Annotated in this window: 16 protein-coding genes and 1 tRNA gene; 4 read left to right on the top strand and 13 right to left on the bottom strand. The window is 62.4% G+C overall.

All coding sequences use genetic code 11. From position 1 onward, the window contains the following. Positions 1–26 precede the first annotated feature (26 nt). A complete protein-coding gene (gene proB, locus AC1D1Y_RS07795) occupies positions 27–1,163 on the top strand; it encodes a glutamate 5-kinase (protein ID WP_477681832.1) in 1,137 nt (378 codons plus the stop codon). A gap of 32 nt (positions 1,164–1,195) precedes the next feature. On the opposite strand, the gene AC1D1Y_RS07790 is transcribed toward proB, so the two are convergent. Both AC1D1Y_RS07790 and AC1D1Y_RS07785 read right to left on the bottom strand, forming a co-directional pair. After that, a complete protein-coding gene (locus AC1D1Y_RS07790; protein ID WP_477681831.1) occupies positions 1,196–1,717 on the bottom strand; it encodes a CNP1-like family protein in 522 nt (173 codons plus the stop codon). After that, positions 1,714–2,415, bottom strand: a complete 702-nt coding sequence (locus AC1D1Y_RS07785) for an RNA pyrophosphohydrolase (protein WP_477681830.1) — start codon at positions 2,413–2,415, stop codon at positions 1,714–1,716. The genes AC1D1Y_RS07790 and AC1D1Y_RS07785 overlap by 4 nt, the downstream gene beginning before the upstream one ends. A gap of 123 nt (positions 2,416–2,538) precedes the next feature. Here AC1D1Y_RS07785 and AC1D1Y_RS07780 point away from each other — a divergent pair, with 123 nt between their 5' ends. Beyond that, positions 2,539–4,281 (top strand): proline--tRNA ligase, encoded by a 1,743-nt coding sequence (locus AC1D1Y_RS07780; protein ID WP_477681829.1) that lies wholly within the window; start codon positions 2,539–2,541, stop codon positions 4,279–4,281. Between the two features lie 31 nt (positions 4,282–4,312). Beyond that, complete coding sequence (locus AC1D1Y_RS07775) at positions 4,313–4,966, top strand: lytic transglycosylase domain-containing protein (protein WP_477681848.1); 654 nt, start codon at positions 4,313–4,315, stop codon at positions 4,964–4,966. 25 nt (positions 4,967–4,991) lie between these two features. On the opposite strand, the gene AC1D1Y_RS07770 is transcribed toward AC1D1Y_RS07775, so the two are convergent. From AC1D1Y_RS07770 to AC1D1Y_RS07750, 5 genes are all read right to left on the bottom strand, one after another. Continuing rightward, positions 4,992–5,453: an NUDIX domain-containing protein gene (locus AC1D1Y_RS07770; RefSeq protein ID WP_477681828.1), complete on the bottom strand. Its 462-nt coding sequence runs from the start codon at positions 5,451–5,453 to the stop codon at positions 4,992–4,994. After that, positions 5,450–6,424, bottom strand: coding sequence for an ATP-binding protein (locus AC1D1Y_RS07765; RefSeq protein WP_477681827.1), 975 nt, complete (start codon positions 6,422–6,424; stop codon positions 5,450–5,452). The genes AC1D1Y_RS07770 and AC1D1Y_RS07765 overlap by 4 nt, the downstream gene beginning before the upstream one ends. A 6-nt stretch (positions 6,425–6,430) precedes the next feature. Next, positions 6,431–7,672, bottom strand: coding sequence for a bifunctional glutamate N-acetyltransferase/amino-acid acetyltransferase ArgJ (argJ, locus tag AC1D1Y_RS07760; protein WP_477681826.1), 1,242 nt, complete (start codon positions 7,670–7,672; stop codon positions 6,431–6,433). A gap of 58 nt (positions 7,673–7,730) precedes the next feature. Beyond that, positions 7,731–10,418: a preprotein translocase subunit SecA gene (gene secA / locus AC1D1Y_RS07755; protein WP_477681825.1), complete on the bottom strand. Its 2,688-nt coding sequence runs from the start codon at positions 10,416–10,418 to the stop codon at positions 7,731–7,733. A 211-nt stretch (positions 10,419–10,629) separates the two neighbouring features. After that, positions 10,630–11,622 carry a M23 family metallopeptidase gene (locus AC1D1Y_RS07750; protein ID WP_477681824.1) on the bottom strand — a complete coding sequence of 331 codons (993 nt, stop codon included), beginning with the start codon at positions 11,620–11,622 and terminating at the stop codon, positions 10,630–10,632. A 50-nt stretch (positions 11,623–11,672) separates the two neighbouring features. Between AC1D1Y_RS07750 and AC1D1Y_RS07745 the strand changes: the two genes are divergently transcribed. Continuing rightward, on the top strand, positions 11,673–11,990 hold the full coding sequence (locus AC1D1Y_RS07745; RefSeq protein WP_436157452.1) for a hypothetical protein: 318 nt from the start codon (positions 11,673–11,675) through the stop codon (positions 11,988–11,990). Between the two features lie 122 nt (positions 11,991–12,112). On the opposite strand, the gene AC1D1Y_RS07740 is transcribed toward AC1D1Y_RS07745, so the two are convergent. The 6 genes from AC1D1Y_RS07740 to petA form a co-directional block, all read right to left on the bottom strand. After that, positions 12,113–12,188: transfer RNA gene (locus AC1D1Y_RS07740), tRNA-Thr, on the bottom strand. 11 nt (positions 12,189–12,199) lie between these two features. Next, a complete protein-coding gene (locus tag AC1D1Y_RS07735) occupies positions 12,200–12,757 on the bottom strand; it encodes a ClpXP protease specificity-enhancing factor (RefSeq protein ID WP_477681823.1) in 558 nt (185 codons plus the stop codon). A 41-nt stretch (positions 12,758–12,798) separates the two neighbouring features. Next, the gene (locus AC1D1Y_RS07730; protein WP_007868077.1) at positions 12,799–13,410 is read right to left on the bottom strand and encodes a glutathione S-transferase N-terminal domain-containing protein; all 612 of its coding nucleotides are present in this window, start codon (positions 13,408–13,410) and stop codon (positions 12,799–12,801) included. Positions 13,411–13,497: 87 nt separating this feature from the next. Then, a complete protein-coding gene (locus tag AC1D1Y_RS07725; protein WP_477681822.1) occupies positions 13,498–14,253 on the bottom strand; it encodes a cytochrome c1 in 756 nt (251 codons plus the stop codon). Between the two features lie 16 nt (positions 14,254–14,269). After that, the gene (locus AC1D1Y_RS07720; protein WP_477681821.1) at positions 14,270–15,811 is read right to left on the bottom strand and encodes a cytochrome b; all 1,542 of its coding nucleotides are present in this window, start codon (positions 15,809–15,811) and stop codon (positions 14,270–14,272) included. Positions 15,812–15,929: 118 nt separating this feature from the next. Next, positions 15,930–16,565: a ubiquinol-cytochrome c reductase iron-sulfur subunit gene (gene petA / locus AC1D1Y_RS07715; RefSeq protein ID WP_477652463.1), complete on the bottom strand. Its 636-nt coding sequence runs from the start codon at positions 16,563–16,565 to the stop codon at positions 15,930–15,932. Positions 16,566–16,695: the final 130 nt, after the last annotated feature.

Below are 16,695 nucleotides of genomic sequence, written 5' to 3'. Positions count from 1 at the left end.
GGAACGCAGCCTGAGAAGTACTGAACATGCAAGACAAACCAGGCTCCCCCATCCTGCGCAACGCCAGACGCATTGTGGTCAAGGTGGGGTCCAGCCTGGTCACCAATGAAGGCCGCGGGCTGGATGCGGTGGCCATCGGCCTGTGGTGCGAACAGCTGGCGGCCCTCGTCAAGGACGGGCGAGAGGTAATCATGGTGAGCAGCGGCGCCATTGCCGAGGGCATGAAGCGCCTGAACTGGAGCGCGCGCCCCAGGGCCATCCATGAGCTGCAGGCGGCCGCCGCGGTAGGCCAGATGGGCCTGGTCCAGGTCTACGAGACCAAACTGCGTGAAAACGGCATCGGCAGCGCCCAGGTCCTGCTCACACACGCCGACCTGGCCGACCGCGAACGCTACATCAACGCCCGCTCCACCCTGCTTGCCCTGCTGCAGCTCGGCGTCGTCCCCGTCATCAACGAAAACGACACGGTGGTCAACGACGAAATCAAGTTCGGCGACAACGACACGCTGGGTGCGCTGGTCGCCAACCTGGTGGAGGCCGATGCGCTGGTCATCCTCACAGACCAGAAAGGCCTGTACACCGCCGACCCGCGCAAGGACCCGGCAGCGCAGTTTGTGCACGAAGCCAAAGCCGGCGACCCGGCGCTGGAAGCCATGGCAGGGGGCGCTGGTTCCAGCATTGGCAAAGGCGGCATGATCACTAAAATCCTGGCCGCCAAGCGCGCCGCGGGATCGGGCGCGTCAACCGTGATCGCCTGGGGCCGCGAACCGCAAGCGCTGATACGGCTGACGCAAGGCGAGCCCATAGGCACACTGCTCGTGGCGCAGACCCAGAAGATGCAGGCACGCAAGCAATGGATGGCCGATCACCTGCAGATGCGCGGCTCGGTCACGGTGGACGCGGGTGCGGTGGTCAAGGTGCAAGGCGAGGGCAAAAGCCTGCTGCCCATCGGCATGACGGCGGTTCAGGGCGATTTTTCGCGTGGCGACGTCATCGCCATCCGAAGTCCCGAGGGGACGGAGATCGCGCGCGGCCTGGCCAACTATTCCAGCGCCGAAGCCCGGCTGATCTGCCGCAAGGCATCCTCGGAATTCGAGAAACTGCTGGGCTACACGGGTGAGCCCGAAATGGTCCACCGCACCAACCTCGTATTGACCCGCTAGCTCTGCGTGGGTGATCGGCAAGTCGGCCGATATTAATCGGCCATCCGGTAGTTCGGGTTTTTCAAGCGCCTGACCAGCACATCGACCGAGGTCGCGGGCGCCGCGCTGTCGCAGGCACCGGCCCGGGCAAAGCGCAAGGCATGCTTGGACGGCATGTTTTCAAACAGCGAACGCCACTCCGGATTGCTAACGTGCGTCCATTTCCCGTCCGCTGATTGGCGCGCATAGGTTTTGAATTCGCCGGTTGAGCAGCGTATGCCTTCATACATCACATTGCGGGCGCCGCTGGCATTGGACGCCACCATGACATAGCGCACGACCCCATCCTTTGGGGAAATGCTGAGGGCGGCCGGGTCCACGCCGTACACCAGCTGGGAATTGGGCGAGACCTCGAACGTGATCAGCTTCTTGACGTCAAACGCCGGTGGCGGCGGTGTCTCGATTTCCTTCCAGTCGGCGGGATCCTCCAGCACGTACGTCTGGGCCTGCGCCGGGCCAGGGACGTTAAGCGCCATCAGGAATAACGAGGCCAGAATGGCCGAGGAGAATTTCATGGTTTTGGAATGATGGGATCCGCGCCCAGACTGGTTTGCGGATCAGGTTCAAAGGTGGCGCCGGGTGGCAATTCAAAAGAGGCACCCGGCCTGATCTGCGCGTGGAAAGACTCGCCAGCAGTATGGAATCCGCCCTCGCCGGGCGAGCCCGCGTGGTCGCGCTGGTGCAGGCCGCCGCGCAGGTAGCGGTTGCGATGGTCGGGGCGCGGCTCGGCCCGGTTGTCCGTGCGCGGCACAAACCGTGAGAGCTCGGTCAGCGCCATCTCATAGACGCCGCGCTTGAACTCGACCACCACGTCCAGCGGCACCCAGTAGTCGTTCCAGCGCCAGGCATCGAACTCGGGATGGTCGGTGGCGCGCAGGTTCAGGTCCCAGTCGTGGCCGACCAGCTGAAGGAGAAACCAGATTTGTTTCTGGCCTTTGTAATGTCCGCGCGCATCGCGGCGGATGAACCGGTCAGGCACCTCATAGCGCAACCAGTCTCGGGTTCGGGCCAGCACATTCACATGCTGCGGCAACAGCCCCACTTCTTCATGCAACTCGCGGTACATGGCCTGCTCGGGATTTTCGCCCCGATCAATGCCACCCTGCGGAAATTGCCACGAGTGGGTACGGATACGTTTGCCCCAAAATACCTGACTTCTCTGGTTGAGCAAGATGATGCCGACGTTGGGCCTAAAGCCGTCCCGGTCAAGCATAATCAAACCTCAAATTTTTTAAACTGAGTCCATTATGCACAGCGAAGGCCCCAGCGCCAAGCGCACGGCGGGCTGCAGCACCTTTTCCCCAATTTTCCCACCCGGAATCCCCGAAAACCGCCCATGAAAGCCTCCCAGTTCTTCATTTCCACCCTCAAGGAAGCCCCTGCCGATGCGGAAGTCGTCAGCCACCAGCTCATGATGCGGGCCGGCATGATCAAGAAACTGGGCGCCGGCGTTTACAACTACATGCCCATGGGCCTGCGAGTGATCCGCAAGGTTGAAGCCATCGTGCGCGAGGAAATGAACCGCGCCGGCGCCGTCGAGATGACCATGCCGGTGATTCAGCCGGCAGAGCTCTGGCAGGAAACCGGCCGCTTTGAAAAAATGGGCCCCGAGCTGCTGCGAATCAAGGACCGCCACGGCCGCGACTTCATCGTCCAGCCGACCAGCGAAGAAGTCGTCACCGACGTGATGCGCCAGGACATCAAGAGCTACAAGCAGCTGCCGAAGAACCTGTACCAGATCCAGACCAAGTTCCGCGACGAGCGCCGGCCGCGCTTCGGCCTGATGCGCGGGCGCGAGTTCATCATGAAGGATGCCTACAGTTTCGACCGCGACCAGGCCGGCGCCAAAACCAGCTACCAGGTCATGGCGGCCGCCTACCGCAAGATTTTTGACCGCTTCGGCCTGACCTACCGCGCGGTCGCCGCCGACAGCGGCGCCATAGGCGGCGACCTGAGCGAGGAATTCCAGGTGATYGCYGCCACCGGCGAAGACGCCATCGTCTACTGCCCCGGCAGCGACTACGCCGCCAATATGGAGAAGGCCGAGGCGCTGCCGCCCCAAGGTGCGCGCAAGCCGGCGTCGCAGGCCATGGCCAAGACGTCCACCCCCGGCAAGGCCACCTGCGCCGCCGTAGCCGAACTGCTGGGCATCCCGCTGAACACCACCGTGAAGTCGCTGGTGATGGCCACCGACGAACTTGACGAGACGGGCAAGGTCGTGAAATCGCAGGTCTGGCTGCTGCTGCTGCGCGCCGACCACGAGATGAACGAAGTCAAGGTCGGCAAGGTGCCGGGCCTGGCGGATTTCCGCTTCGCCACCCTGCCCGAGATTGAAGACCACTTCGGCTGCAAACCAGGTTACCTCGGCCCGCTGAATTTGAAGAAGCCCGTCAAGCTGGTGGTCGACCGCGAAGTCGCCGCCATGGCCGACTGGGTGTGCGGCGCCAATGAGGCCGATTTCCACATGACCGGCGTCAACTGGGGCCGCGACCTGCCCGAGCCCGAACTCGTGGCCGACATTCGCAACGTGGTGGCGGGCGATCCGTCGCCGGACGGCAAGGGAGCGCTGGTGATAGAGCGTGGCATCGAAGTCGGCCATGTCTTCTACCTCGGCACCAAATACAGCCGGGCCATGAACGCCACCTTCCTGGGTGAAAACGGCAAGCCGCAGTTCATGGAGATGGGTTGCTACGGCATCGGCATCACGCGCCTGCCGGCCGCGGCCATCGAGCAGAACCACGACGAACGCGGAATCATCTGGCCCGACGCCATTGCCCCCTTCACCGTGGTGCTGTGCCCCATCAGCCCCGACCGCTTCCCCGAAGTCRAAGCGGCCGCCAACAAACTTTACGGCGAACTGCTCGCGGCCGGTGTGGACGTGATCCTGGACGACCGTGGCGAGCGGCCCGGCGCCATGTTCGCCGACTGGGAACTGATAGGCGTGCCGCACCGCGTCACCATCGGCGACCGCGGCCTGAAAGACGGGCAACTCGAATACCAGCATCGCCGCGACGCGGCCTCCAGCAAAATAGACGTTGCCGGCGCCTTCGACTTCCTCAAGGGAAAGCTGGCGCTTTGACGTTTCCATGGTTTCCGTGCGCTCATTGACCATGTTCGCATCCGGTGCCGCCCCGGCAAAGGCGCAGGGGCTCTCCCGCCGAAGCTGCCTGCTGGCCTTGCCGATTGCCTGCAGCCCGCTGCTGCTGGAGCGGCAGGCGCATGCCGGCGCGCAGATCGAAGAGCCCTTGATCGATTCAGTGCGCACCGCGCTGAGCTCGGCCATCGCCAACCAAGCCCCTCCCGTGCCCGAGTTCAAGGACACGGAAAGCCGCCTGACCTACCTGCGCTGGCTGGGTGCCATGAGCGACCGCCTCAAGAAGAAAAAACCCGAGTGGCAGATCCGCAAGGAATTTTTGCAAACCGTCTGGTATGAGAGCAAACGCGCCGGGCTGGACACCACGCTGGTGCTGGGCCTGATCCAGGTCGAAAGCAACTTTCGCAAGTTCGCGGTCAGCAATGTCGGCGCGCGCGGCTACATGCAGGTCATGCCCTTCTGGACGCGCGTGATCGGGGACGGCGACCCCGGCAAGCTGTTCCACATGCAGACCAACCTGCGCTTCGGCTGTGTGATCTTGCRCCACTACCTGGACAGGGAGCGCGGCGACCTCTTCCTGGGCCTGGGCCGCTACAACGGCTCACGCGGCAAATCGCCCTACCCCGACGCGGTGCTGGGCGCAAGCAAGAACTGGGTGTTTGCCGGCTGAGGCAAGGCGGGAAAGCCAGGCCAGGTCAGCAGGTCGCGCCGGCAAAGCCCCGTTCTTCGGCAAACCAGGCCAGCACCGGCACTGTGCCCGGCAAGACGGGTTCCACGCTGACCGGCAGCGATTGCCAGGCATAAGACTGGCCCTCGTGCATCTGCAGCTCACCAGTCCACTCGAACACCTTGCAGAAATTCAGGCGCACCAGCGCATGCGGGTAATCGACCATCTCGACCTTCCAGGGACGGATCGCACCTATGGTCACGCCGATTTCTTCCTGAAGCTCGCGGCGCAGCGCGGTTTCAACGCTTTCGCCCGGCTCCAGCTTGCCGCCCGGAAATTCCCAGTAGCCTTCGTAGACCTTGCCGGGAGGGCGGGATGTCAGCAGGAAGTCGCCATCGGGGCGAATCAGGACACCCACCGCGACATCAACCACCTTGCGGTCCGCGCCGCCCTCGCGCGGCCGCTCACCGTCGGCGACCAGCACGCTCATGTCGAATGGTCCGGGGCCTGGTCGCTCGCGTCGGGTGACGCGGCGACGGAAGCGCCCGGCCGCTCGTAGGCGGCAATGGCCGGCGCCGTCACGGGCCGGCTGGCACTGTCGCGGCCGGCAWAGTCGCGGGCAAACTGATAGGCCACGCGGCCGCTGCGCGAGCCGCGCTCCAGCGCCCAGACCAGCGAAGCCGGTTTTGCCGCCGCAATCGCATCCGGGCCCACGCCGAAAGACGAGAGCCACTGCGCGACGATGGTCAGGTATTCGTCCTGGCTGAAGGGGTAAAAACTGACCCAGAGGCCGAAGCGTTCGGACAGCGAAATCTTCTCTTCAACCACTTCACCGGGATGCACTTCACCGTCTTCGCTGCGGGTGTAGGTGAGGTTTTCCGTCATGTACTCGGGCAGCAGGTGGCGCCGGTTGCTGGTCGCGTAGATCAGCACGTTGGGCGTGGCCGCCGCGACAGAACCATCCAGGATGGACTTGAGCGCCTTGTAGCCCGGCTCGCCTTCCTCAAAACTCAGGTCGTCGCAAAAGATGATGAATTTCTCGGGCAGGCCGGAAACCACATCGACGATGTCCGGCAGGTCGATCAGGTCGGCCTTGTCGACTTCAATCAGGCGCAGGCCGCGTGACGAATACTCGTTCAGGCAGGCCTTGATCAGCGAGGACTTGCCGGTGCCGCGCGCGCCCGTCAGCAGCACGTTGTTGGCGGGCTTGCCGAGCACGAACTGCTCGGTGTTGCGCTTGATCTTTTCCTTCTGGTCCTCGATTTCCTTGAGGTCACCGAGGCTCATGTTGCCGATGTGCCGCACCGGCTCCAGCGAGCCGTGGCCGGAACTGCGCTTGCGGTAACGGTAGGCGATCGAGGCGCTCCAGTCCGGTGCGGCCAGGGGCTGCGGCAGCACGGATTCGATCCGCGCCATCAGGGACTCGACGCGGGCGATCAGGCGCTCAAACTGCTCGTTCATGCGGGCTCAGCTTCGGTAATCGGCGTTGATCTTGACGTAGTCGTAGGAAAAATCGCAGGTCCAGACGGTGTCGGCCGCCGTGCCGCGGCCCAGCACCACGCGCACCGTGATCTCGCTTTGCTTCATCACGCGCTGGCCGTCGGCCTCGACATAGCCCGGGTGCCGGCCGCCGTTCTTGGCCACCAGCACTTCGTCCAGGTACAAATCGATTTTCGTCTGGTCCAGATCGTCAATGCCCGCATAACCGACCGCCGCGAGAATGCGGCCCAGGTTGGGATCGCTGGCGAAGAACGCGGTTTTCACCAGCGGCGAATGGGCGATGGCGTAAGCCACCTTGCGGCATTCCTCACCGTTCTTGCCGCCCTCAACCTGGATAGTCATGAACTTGGTCGCGCCTTCGCCGTCACGCACGATGGCCTGCGCCAGCTGCCGGGCGATGTCCATCATGGCTGCTCGCAAGGCCTGGCCGTCGGCGCTGTCCAGCGAGGTCACGGGCGCGTGGGCGGCTTTATTGCTGGCCACGACCACAAAAGAATCGTTGGTCGAGGTGTCGCCGTCCACCGTCACGCGGTTGAACGAGCCTTCCGCCAGTTCCCGGGCCAGCTGCGCCATAAGCGGCTGGGCCACGCAGGCGTCGGTGGCCATAAAACCCAGCATGGTGGCCATATTGGGCCGTATCATGCCGGCGCCCTTGCTGATGCCGGTGATGGTGACTTYGGCGCCCGAAAGCTTGATGCGTTTGGAAAAAGCTTTGGCCACCGTGTCAGTGGTCATGATGGCTTCAGCCGCATTGCCCCAGTTGTTTTCTTTCGCGTCAGCCAGCGCGGCCGGCAGGCCCGCCGCGATGCGGTCGTTGGGCAGCGGCTCCATGATGACGCCGGTGGAAAACGGCAGGACCTGTTCGGGCGCGAGGTCCAGCAGGCGGGCCAGCGCGATGCAAGTGGCGTGCGCTCGGCTCAGGCCGTCGTCACCGGTGCCGGCATTGGCATTGCCGGTGTTGATGACCATGGCACGTATGCCCGCCGTCATGCCGCCGTTCTTCGAAAGGTGTTCGCGGCAGATCTGCACGGGCGCCGCGCAAAAGCGGTTCTGCGTGAAGACAGCCCCTACAGACGCGCCCTCGTCGAGCAACAGCACCGAAAGGTCCTTGCGATTCGCTTTGCGTATACCCGCTTCGGTGATGCCCCAGCGCACGCCGGGAACAGGGTGGAGGTCCGCGGCGAGCGTGGCGACCAGATTGACGGGCATGTGTTAACTCCGGAAAACCAGTGTGGGTGCGTGGAAAACGTCCAGTTCGAACTTGCGCTCAGTTCAGCTGGCCGTGGCAGTTCTTGTATTTTTTACCCGAACCGCAAGGGCACGGGTCGTTGCGGCCGACACGGGGCATGTCGCCGACCGGCACAGCCGGTGCGCGGCGCTGCGATTCCTCGTCCACCGTCGTTTCCACGCCGCCGGTTTCGGTGGGCGCCGTGTAGGTGACGTTGGCGATGTTTTCGGCGCGGTTCTCCATTTCCTCGGCCGCCTGCTCGAGCTGTTCGCCCGACTGGATCTTGACCGTCATCAGGACCTTGGTGACCTCGTTCTTTACGCTGTCGAGCAGCTGGCCGAAGAGCTCAAAAGCCTCGCGCTTGTATTCCTGCTTGGGCTGCTTCTGGGCGTAGCCGCGCAGGTGAATGCCCTGGCGCAGGTAATCGAGGGCGCTCAGGTGCTCGCGCCAATGGCTGTCGATGCTTTGCAGCAGGACCACGCGTTCGAACTGCGTGAAGTTTTCTTCACCGATTTTCTCAACCTTGTCGGCGAAAGCGGCATTGGCGGCCGCGATGACCTTTTCAACCACTTCTTCATCGGTGATGGCCGTGGCGGCTTCCAGTTCCTGGCGCAGCGGCAGTTCGATCTGCCACTCCTCGCGCAGCACGTTCTCAAGCCCGGGCACGTCCCACTGTTCTTCGACGCTTTCAGCCGGCACATACTGCCGCGCCAGGTCGGTGAAGCAGCCTTCGCGCAGGGAGGCGATCTGCGCCTGCAGGCTGGCGGCGTCCATGATGTCGTTGCGCTGCTGGTAGATCACCTTGCGCTGGTCATTTGCGACGTCATCGTATTCGAGCAGCTGTTTGCGGATGTCGAAATTGCGCGCCTCGACCTTGCGCTGGGCCGACTCGATGCTGCGGGTGACGATGCCGGCTTCGATCGCCTCACCGTCGGGCATCTTGAGCCGCTCCATGATGGCCTTGACGCGGTCGCCCGCGAAGATGCGCATCAGCGGGTCGTCCAGGCTCAGGTAGAAGCGTGAGGAGCCGGGGTCGCCCTGGCGGCCGGAACGGCCGCGCAGCTGGTTGTCAATTCGGCGCGATTCATGGGCGATTTCCGCCTCCTTAGCGGCGGCATCCAGCGCCTCGTCCGCTTCAACCGCTTCAATCAGCTTTTCAACGTTGCCGCCCAGCACGATGTCGGTGYCGCGGCCCGCCATGTTGGTGGCGATGGTGATCATTTTCGGGCGGCCTGCCTGGGCGATGATGTCAGCTTCGCGGGCATGCTGCTTGGCGTTGAGCACTTGGTGCGGCAGGTCTTCCTTGATCAGCAGCTGGTCGATGATCTCGGAGTTTTCGATCGAGGTCGTACCGACCAGCACGGGCTGCCCGCGCTCATAGCATTCGCGGATGTCCCTGATGGCGGCTTCGTATTTTTCGCGCGTGGTCTTGTAGACGCGGTCCAGCTGGTCATCGCGGCGGCTCACGCGGTTGGGCGGGATCACCGTGGTTTCGAGGCCGTAAATTTCCTGGAATTCGTAGGCTTCCGTGTCGGCGGTGCCTGTCATGCCGGCCAGCTTGGTGTAGAGGCGGAAGTAGTTCTGGAAGGTGATGGACGCCAGGGTCTGGTTCTCGGCCTGGATCTGCACGCCTTCCTTGGCTTCGACGGCCTGGTGCAGTCCGTCGCTCCAGCGGCGTCCCGACATCAGGCGGCCGGTGAACTCGTCAACGATCACGACTTCGCCGTCCTGCACCACGTAATGCTGGTCGCGGTGGTACAGCAGGTTGGCGCGCAGGGCCGCATACAGGTGATGCATCAGCGAGATGTTGGCCGGATCGTACAGCGTGGCGCCTTCTGGAATCAGGCCCAGGTTGAACAACAGGCGCTCGGCGCTCTCATGGCCCTGCTCGGTCAGGAACACCTGGTGGCTTTTTTCGTCGATGGTGAAGTCGCCGGGCTTGGTCACGCCTTCGCCGGTGCGCGGGTCGGCCTCGCCCTCCTGGCGCGTCAGCATGGGGACGATCTTGTTCATCGCCAGGTACATCTCGGTGTGGTCTTCGGCCTGACCGCTGATGATGAGCGGCGTGCGCGCCTCATCGATCAGGATGGAGTCGACCTCGTCGACGATGGCGTAGTTCAGGCCGCGCTGGACGCGGTCCGCCACTTCGTAGACCATGTTGTCGCGCAGGTAGTCGAAACCGTACTCGTTGTTGGTGCCGTAGGTGATGTCGGAGCCGTAGGCGGCCTGCTTTTCCTCGCGCGACATATTCGGCAGGTTGATGCCCACCGTCAGGCCCAGGAAGTTGTAGAGCTTGCCCATCCAGCGTGCGTCGCGGCTGGCCAGGTAGTCGTTGACCGTGACCACGTGGACGCCCTTGCCCGTCAAGGCATTGAGGTAGACCGGCAGCGTGGCGGTCAGGGTCTTGCCCTCACCCGTACGCATTTCGGAAATTTTGCCGTTGTGCAGCGACATGCCGCCCAGCATCTGCACGTCGAAGTGGCGCATCTTCATGATGCGTTTGCTGCCCTCCCGCACCACCGCGAAAGCCTCGGGAAGAATGGCATCGAGTTCCTCGCCAGCGGCTACCCTGGTTTTGAACTCCTGGGTTTTGGCGCGCAGTTGGTCGTCGTCAAGCTTTTCGTACTGGGTCTCCAGCGCATTGATGCGTTCTACGGTTTTGCGGTAGGTTTTGAGCAGCCTGTCATTGCGGCTGCCGAAAATTTTGGTCAGGATGTTGGAAGCCATAAATGCGAGGCCGCCTTGACCGCTCCCCATGAGCTGGCAATGCGGCCGAAATCCCTTATTGAGTACGGAACCTAGGTGCGGGCGCCATCAGTGAGTTCAACTGGGCCCAAACTTCTGATTTTAACTCTGCCAGGGGAGCTGCACGGCTATCCGGGATAAAACCGCCATCGGGCCTGAAAAGCCATGCACACGCGCATGGCGGGCGTACCGCCTAGTGGGGGCGCGGCAATTGCGCGGCCTGTGCCTGCGCGGGAGCGGGAGTCCGCGCGGCAGCCGATGCCACCATGGGCCCGGGCAGTTTCTGTCCTGCGGTCAGGAATTTCTGCGGATCCTGGAAAACGCCCTGGACCAGCACCTCGAAATGCAGGTGCGGGCCGGTGGACCGGCCGGTGGTGCCGACTTCGGCGATCTTCTGGCCGCGCTTGACCAGGTCGCCCTTTTTGACCAGCACGCGCGAGGCATGGGCATAGCGCGTGACGAGCTCATTGCCGTGGTCGACTTCGACCATGTTGCCATAGGCCGGGTGGTATTCCTGCGTGACCACGACGCCGCCCGCGGCGGCCAGGATGGCCGTGCCCGGTTCGGACGGGAAGTCGAGCCCGGTATGCAGCGCGGAGCGTCCGTTCATCGGGTCTATGCGCCAGCCGAAAGGCGAGCCGAGGTTGCCCCCTGCCACGGGCTCCTGGGTAGGCACCATCATTTTCTTGATCTTTTGGTCGAAGAGGCGCGACTCCATCACGGTCATCAGATCGACCCGCTGATCAGTGAGTTTGTCCAGGTCCGCCAGCGTGGCTTGCAGTTCTTCCATGGTCAGCGAGGGGCCGGCCACCAGTGCACCGCCGCGGCCGGGCGCGACTTTGATGTCATTGGGATTGACGCCGGCCAGGCCGGACACCCGCTCGCCGAGCGCCTCGAGCTGCATCATCTTGGCCTGCATCTCGCCGACCCGCTTGGCCATCACGTCGAGGTTTTCACGCATGAAACGGTCGCGCTGGTCGAATTCGTCCTTGACCATGAGTTTGACCAGCGAGCCTACGACCGGCCATCCCTCGCGGGCACCCTTGAGAAACACCCAGTGGTAGAGCCCGGCAGCCACAAGCATCAGCGCCAGCGCGGCGACAAAGCCCGCCAGGACCAGTTTTGTCCCGCTTAAATAGATGGCCCGACTTTTCGCCAGCCACGCATCCGTGATAATCAAGTGCACTTGTCTACCTCTTTAAAAGCTTGCGCTCACCAGGCCGAGCACCGTCCATCATGACCTCCGACCGGCGCCTTCCGCAGGCGCTCTCCGTTTATCAGGCCGCCGGGAATTCACCCTCCCTGGCACGGCTGACTGAACTCGTCCAGGAGTCCAGCGACAGGCTCAAGGCGATCGAGCCGCTGTTGCCGGAAGCCTTGCGGCCGGCGGTCCAAGCCGGGCCCATCGACGGCGAAACCTGGTGCCTGCTGGTCAACGGCAACGCGGCCGCCGCAAAAATCCGCCAATTGCTCCCCTTGATCCAGACCCGCCTTATAGGCAAAGGTTGGAAGGTTACCTCAATCCGACTCAAGATCCTAATAAGGAAAAAGTAGTAGCCAGTTTCTTCAATAACGGCAAGGCGACATGAAAGATAAAGCTCCTGCCTGACGGCTCGCTACAAAATTGGTAGCGTATGGTACCCACGTTGCATGGGGAAGGCAAGAATCGTGGGAAATGGTGCCGCTTGTCGGAATCGAACTGACGACCTACCGCTTACAAGGCGGTTGCTCTACCAACTGAGCTAAAGCGGCGCGAGGCTATTTTACTTGACCCGTTTCAGCGAAGGCCGCGCACGCGGCGGCTTGGGGGGTTCGGGACTGTCGGGGCCGCCGTCTTCCGCATCCGGGGCACTATCAGGCACCAGTTGCATGATCTTTCCGTCGGAATCCGCCGGACCATGCTGCGCCGGCACGGAAGCCGGTGATGCCGCAGCCGCAGGCGCCGTCAGGCCGGCATCGCTCCCCGCCTCGGCACCGGGAACCGGGCCGGCGGCAACGGGCGCCACCATGGGAAAAGCCATGCCCTGCCCGTTTTCACGGGCATAGATGGCGATCACATGGCTGATGGGCACCATGATTTCCCGGGCGCTGCCGGCAAAACGTGCCTTGAACTCGATGAAATCATTGCCCAGCTTGAGCGACGAAGTCGCGTCAAAGCTGATGTTGAGCACGATTTCATTGTTCTTCACGTACTCGCGCGGCACCTGCACGGTGTCATCCACCGACACGGCCACATAAGGCGTGAAGCCGTTGTCGGTGCACCAGTCGTAGAGCGCCCTTATCAAGTAGGGGCGCGTCGACGTGGCGTCCAGGGCGTTCATGAATTCAGCCAAACTGCTTGTCCGGAAATCGGGCTATGAAATTACTTGCGCATGACCTTTTCGGACGGCGTCAGCGCCTCGATGTAGGCCGGGCGCGAAAAGATGCGTTCAGCATACTTGAGCAGCGGCGCGGCATTCTTCGACAGGTCGATGTCGTAGTAATCCAGGCGCCACAGCAGCGGAGCGATAGCCACATCCAGCATGGAGAAATTGTCGCCCAGCATGAACTTGTTCTTCAAGAAGATGGGCGCCAGCTGCGTCAGGCGGTCGCGGATGTGCGAGCGGGCCTTTTCCAGCGCTTTTTCGTTGCCCTTGGACGCGCGCGATTCCAGCGTGCTGACGTGGACAAACAGCTCTTTCTCGAAGTTCAGCAAGAAGAGGCGAACGCGTGCGCGGTCGACCGGGTCGCCGGGCATCAGTTGCGGATGCGGGAAGCGCTCGTCGATGTACTCGTTGATGATGTTCGACTCATACAGAATCAAATCGCGCTCGACCAGAATGGGCACCTGGCCGTAGGGATTCATCACGTTGATGTCTTCGGGCTTGTTGTACAGGTCGACATCGCGGATTTCGAAGTCCATGCCTTTTTCAAACAACACAAAGCGGCAGCGGTGCGAGAAGGGGCAGGTTGTGCCTGAATAAAGGACCATCATGGTGCGGAACTCCTAAATACAAAGGAGTGGATACATATAAAAAGCATCCACTCCAGAAGGTGCCGGGAACAAGGCCCCGGCGAAAAATTACTTGACGTCTTTCCAGAACGCCGCATTCAGGCGCCAGGCGACAAAGGTCAAGCCGAGAAGGAAAATCAGCACCCAGACACCGACACGGATACGGGTGTTCTGGGCCGGCTCACCCATCCACTGCAGGTAGCCCACGAGGTCGCCCATGGCCTGGTCGTACTGCAACGGCGTCATGGTACCGGGCGTGACCTGGGTCCAACCTTTGAAAATCGCGACCTTGTGGCCGTGCTCTTCCTTTTCTTCGTACACGGGTGTGCGCACACCCTGCAGTTCCCAGAGCACGTGCGGCATGGCAACGCTGGGGAAAGCCAGGTTGTTCCAGCCCGTGGCCTTGGTTTCGTCGCGATAGTAGGTGCGCAGGTAAGTGTAGAGGTAGTCGGCGCCGGTACCGCCGGCGCCGGCGCGCGAGCGTGCGATCACGGTGAGGTCTGGAGGATTGCCGCCGAACCATTCCTTGGCCTGTTTCGGGTCGATCGCGGCCTTCATGGTGTCGCCCACTTTTTCAGTGGTGAACAGCAGGTTGTCCTTGATTTCCTTGTCGGTCAGGCCGATGTCTTTCAGGCGGTTGAAACGCATGAAGGCAGCGGAATGGCAGTTCAGGCAGTAATTGACGAACAGCCTGGCGCCGTTTTGCAGGGAACCCAGGTCGTTGGTGTTATTGGGTGCTTTGTCCCAGGCAATACCGCCTTCGGAGGCATGTGCACCGGTCACCAAACCAATGGCCGCGATCAGGGAAAAAATCAGTTTTTTCATTGTTGTTATCTCCTGCTTAGTGGCCGTGAAAAACGATACGGTCAGGCGGCGTCTTGGCAGCCCCCTGGCGGCTCCACCACGGCATCAAAAGGAAGAAACCAAAATAGAACAGGGTGCCGAGCTGGGACACACGCTCACCGATGGCCGACGGCGGCTGCACGCCCAGGTAGCCGAGCACCAGGAAATTGACGACAAAGATGCCGTACATGTATTTGTGCCAGTCAGGGCGATAGCGGATGGACTTGACCGGGCTGTGGTCCAGCCAGGGCAGGAAGAACAGAATGATGACCGCGCCGCCCATCACCACCACGCCCCAGAACTTGGCGTCAATGCCTTTGACCATCATGCCCCAGAGTTCACCAAGGAAAGGCACGCCGGCCAGCGGTGCGGCCAGCGCATCGAGGCCCTTGGCGATGCCGGTACCAACGGATGGCAGGATCAGGCCGACCCAGTTGGCGATGGAAGGCAGCAAACCCAGCAGCAAAGCCGCGCCAATAGCGACGACCAGCACTGCAGGCTTGAAAATGCCCTTGAGTTTGCGGCCGGCGAGCACTGCGGAGACGATCGCGATGATGCCCAGTGCGCCCGCCATCTCGCCGGTGATGGCGCGCAGCATCGAGTAGTAAGGCGTGAAATACCAGACCGGGGCGATGTGCGCCGGCGTCTTCAGCGGRTCGGCCGGGATGAAGTTGTTGTACTCSAGGAAGTAGCCGCCAAACTCGGGCGCGAAGAAGATGATCGCCGAGAAGATCATCAGGAACATGCTCACGCCAAAAATATCATGCACCGTGTAATAGGGATGGAAGGGGATGCCGTCCACCGGGTGGCCTGCAGCGTCCTTGGGCGCATTCGGGCCCTTGATCTCGACGCCGTCGGGGTTGTTGGAGCCGACTTCGTGCAGCGCGATGATGTGCGCGGCCACCAGGCCCAGCAGCACGAGCGGCACGGCGATCACGTGGAACGCGAAGAAACGGTTCAGCGTGGCGTCGCCCACCACGTAGTCGCCGCGGATCAGCAGCGCGAGGTCAGGACCGATGAAGGGAATCGCGGCAAACAGGTTGACGATCACCTGGGCGCCCCAGTAGCTCATCTGGCCCCATGGCAGCAGGTAGCCCATGAAGGCTTCGGCCATCAGGCACAGGAAAATCGCGCAGCCGAAAATCCAGACCAGCTCGCGCGGCTTGCGGTAGCTGCCGTAGAGCAGGCCGCGGAACATGTGCAGGTAAACCACCACGAAGAAGGCCGAGGCGCCCGTCGAGTGCATGTAGCGGATCAGCCAGCCCCAGGGGACGTCGCGCATGATGTATTCGACCGAGCCGAAAGCCAGCGCGGCGTCGGGCTTGTAGTTCATCGTCAGGAAGATGCCGGTCACGATCTGGATGACCAGCACCAGCATGGCCAGCGAGCCGAAGATGTACCAGAAGTTGAAGTTCTTCGGTGCGTAGTACTCGCTCATGTGCTCTTTGTAGAGCTTGCTGGCGGGAAACCGGTTGTCGACCCAGTTCATCGCCTTGGCGGCGAGCGGGGCATCGGGGGAAATTTCTTTGAATTCAGCCATAACTGATCCTGGTTCGGTGGGGTTCTTTGGCAAGCGCCGGATAGGTGCGTCTGGGTGTCGGCAGCTATCTGGCGCTGGCTACAGGGTCTTGTGAAGGAGCTCGGGGAACAAAGCGCCTTCAGGCCTTCTTGTCTTCACCAATCAGCAACCGGGTGTCTGACAGGTACATGTGCGGAGGGACTTCGAGGTTATCGGGCGCGGGCTTGTTCTTGTAGACGCGGCCGGCCATGTCGAAGGTCGAGCCGTGGCAGGGGCACAGGAAGCCGCCGGCCCAGTTGTCGGGCAACGAAGGCTGCGCGCCGGGCTGGAACTTGTCGGAAGGGGAGCAACCCAGGTGCGAGCAGATACCGACGACGACCAGCGTTTCGGGCTTGATGGAGCGGTTTTCGTTGCGTGCGTAGGCGGGGGTCAGTTCGTCGGGCTTGCGCTCGGACTTGGGATCGGCCAGCAGGGCATCAACCTTGGGCAGTTCGGCGAGCTGTGCGGGCGTGCGTTTGATGATCCAGACCGGCTTGCCGCGCCATTCCACCGTGATTTTTTCACCGGGCTTGACGTCGGAAATATCGACTTCGACGGCGGCGCCGGCGGCTTTGGCTTTTTCGGAGGGCTGGAACGTGCTGACAAAGGGAACAGCGGTGGCGAGGGCGCCTGCGCCGCCCACCGCACAGGTGGTCACCAGCCAGTTTCTTTTATCTTTGTCTACGGGAGCGCCGTGCGGCACACCATTCACGCTTGCTTCGCTTGCTTGGGTCATGAGAGTCCTTCAAGAACTGGCTTGAAATAGGCATAGTGGGGTCAACCCGCAATTGTAGCGGAGCGCGATGCCGGTTTTCAAGGCAAGCGGCCGTATCCCGGTGGCCCGAAGCTACGCCGCGGCGTGCTGT

It is taken from the genome of Polaromonas sp. P1_G1 (assembly GCF_056405595.1).
Note: the sequence above shows the minus strand (reverse complement) of the source record. Positions and strands in the feature narration are given on the sequence as shown.

What these genes read in the sequence shown, in the direction of transcription:
- proB (WP_477681832.1), top strand. Translation starts at nt 27, where the DNA reads ATGCAAGACAAACCAGGCTCCCCCATCCTGCGCAACGCCAGACGCATT.
- petA (WP_477652463.1), bottom strand. Translation starts at nt 16,565, where the DNA reads ATGACCCAAGCAAGCGAAGCAAGCGTGAATGGTGTGCCGCACGGCGCT.
- AC1D1Y_RS07725 (WP_477681822.1), bottom strand. Translation starts at nt 14,253, where the DNA reads ATGAAAAAACTGATTTTTTCCCTGATCGCGGCCATTGGTTTGGTGACC.
- AC1D1Y_RS07745 (WP_436157452.1), top strand. Translation starts at nt 11,673, where the DNA reads ATGACCTCCGACCGGCGCCTTCCGCAGGCGCTCTCCGTTTATCAGGCC.
- AC1D1Y_RS07770 (WP_477681828.1), bottom strand. Translation starts at nt 5,453, where the DNA reads ATGAGCGTGCTGGTCGCCGACGGTGAGCGGCCGCGCGAGGGCGGCGCG.
- AC1D1Y_RS07790 (WP_477681831.1), bottom strand. Translation starts at nt 1,717, where the DNA reads ATGAAATTCTCCTCGGCCATTCTGGCCTCGTTATTCCTGATGGCGCTT.
- AC1D1Y_RS07735 (WP_477681823.1), bottom strand. Translation starts at nt 12,757, where the DNA reads ATGAACGCCCTGGACGCCACGTCGACGCGCCCCTACTTGATAAGGGCG.
- AC1D1Y_RS07730 (WP_007868077.1), bottom strand. Translation starts at nt 13,410, where the DNA reads ATGATGGTCCTTTATTCAGGCACAACCTGCCCCTTCTCGCACCGCTGC.
- AC1D1Y_RS07785 (WP_477681830.1), bottom strand. Translation starts at nt 2,415, where the DNA reads ATGCTTGACCGGGACGGCTTTAGGCCCAACGTCGGCATCATCTTGCTC.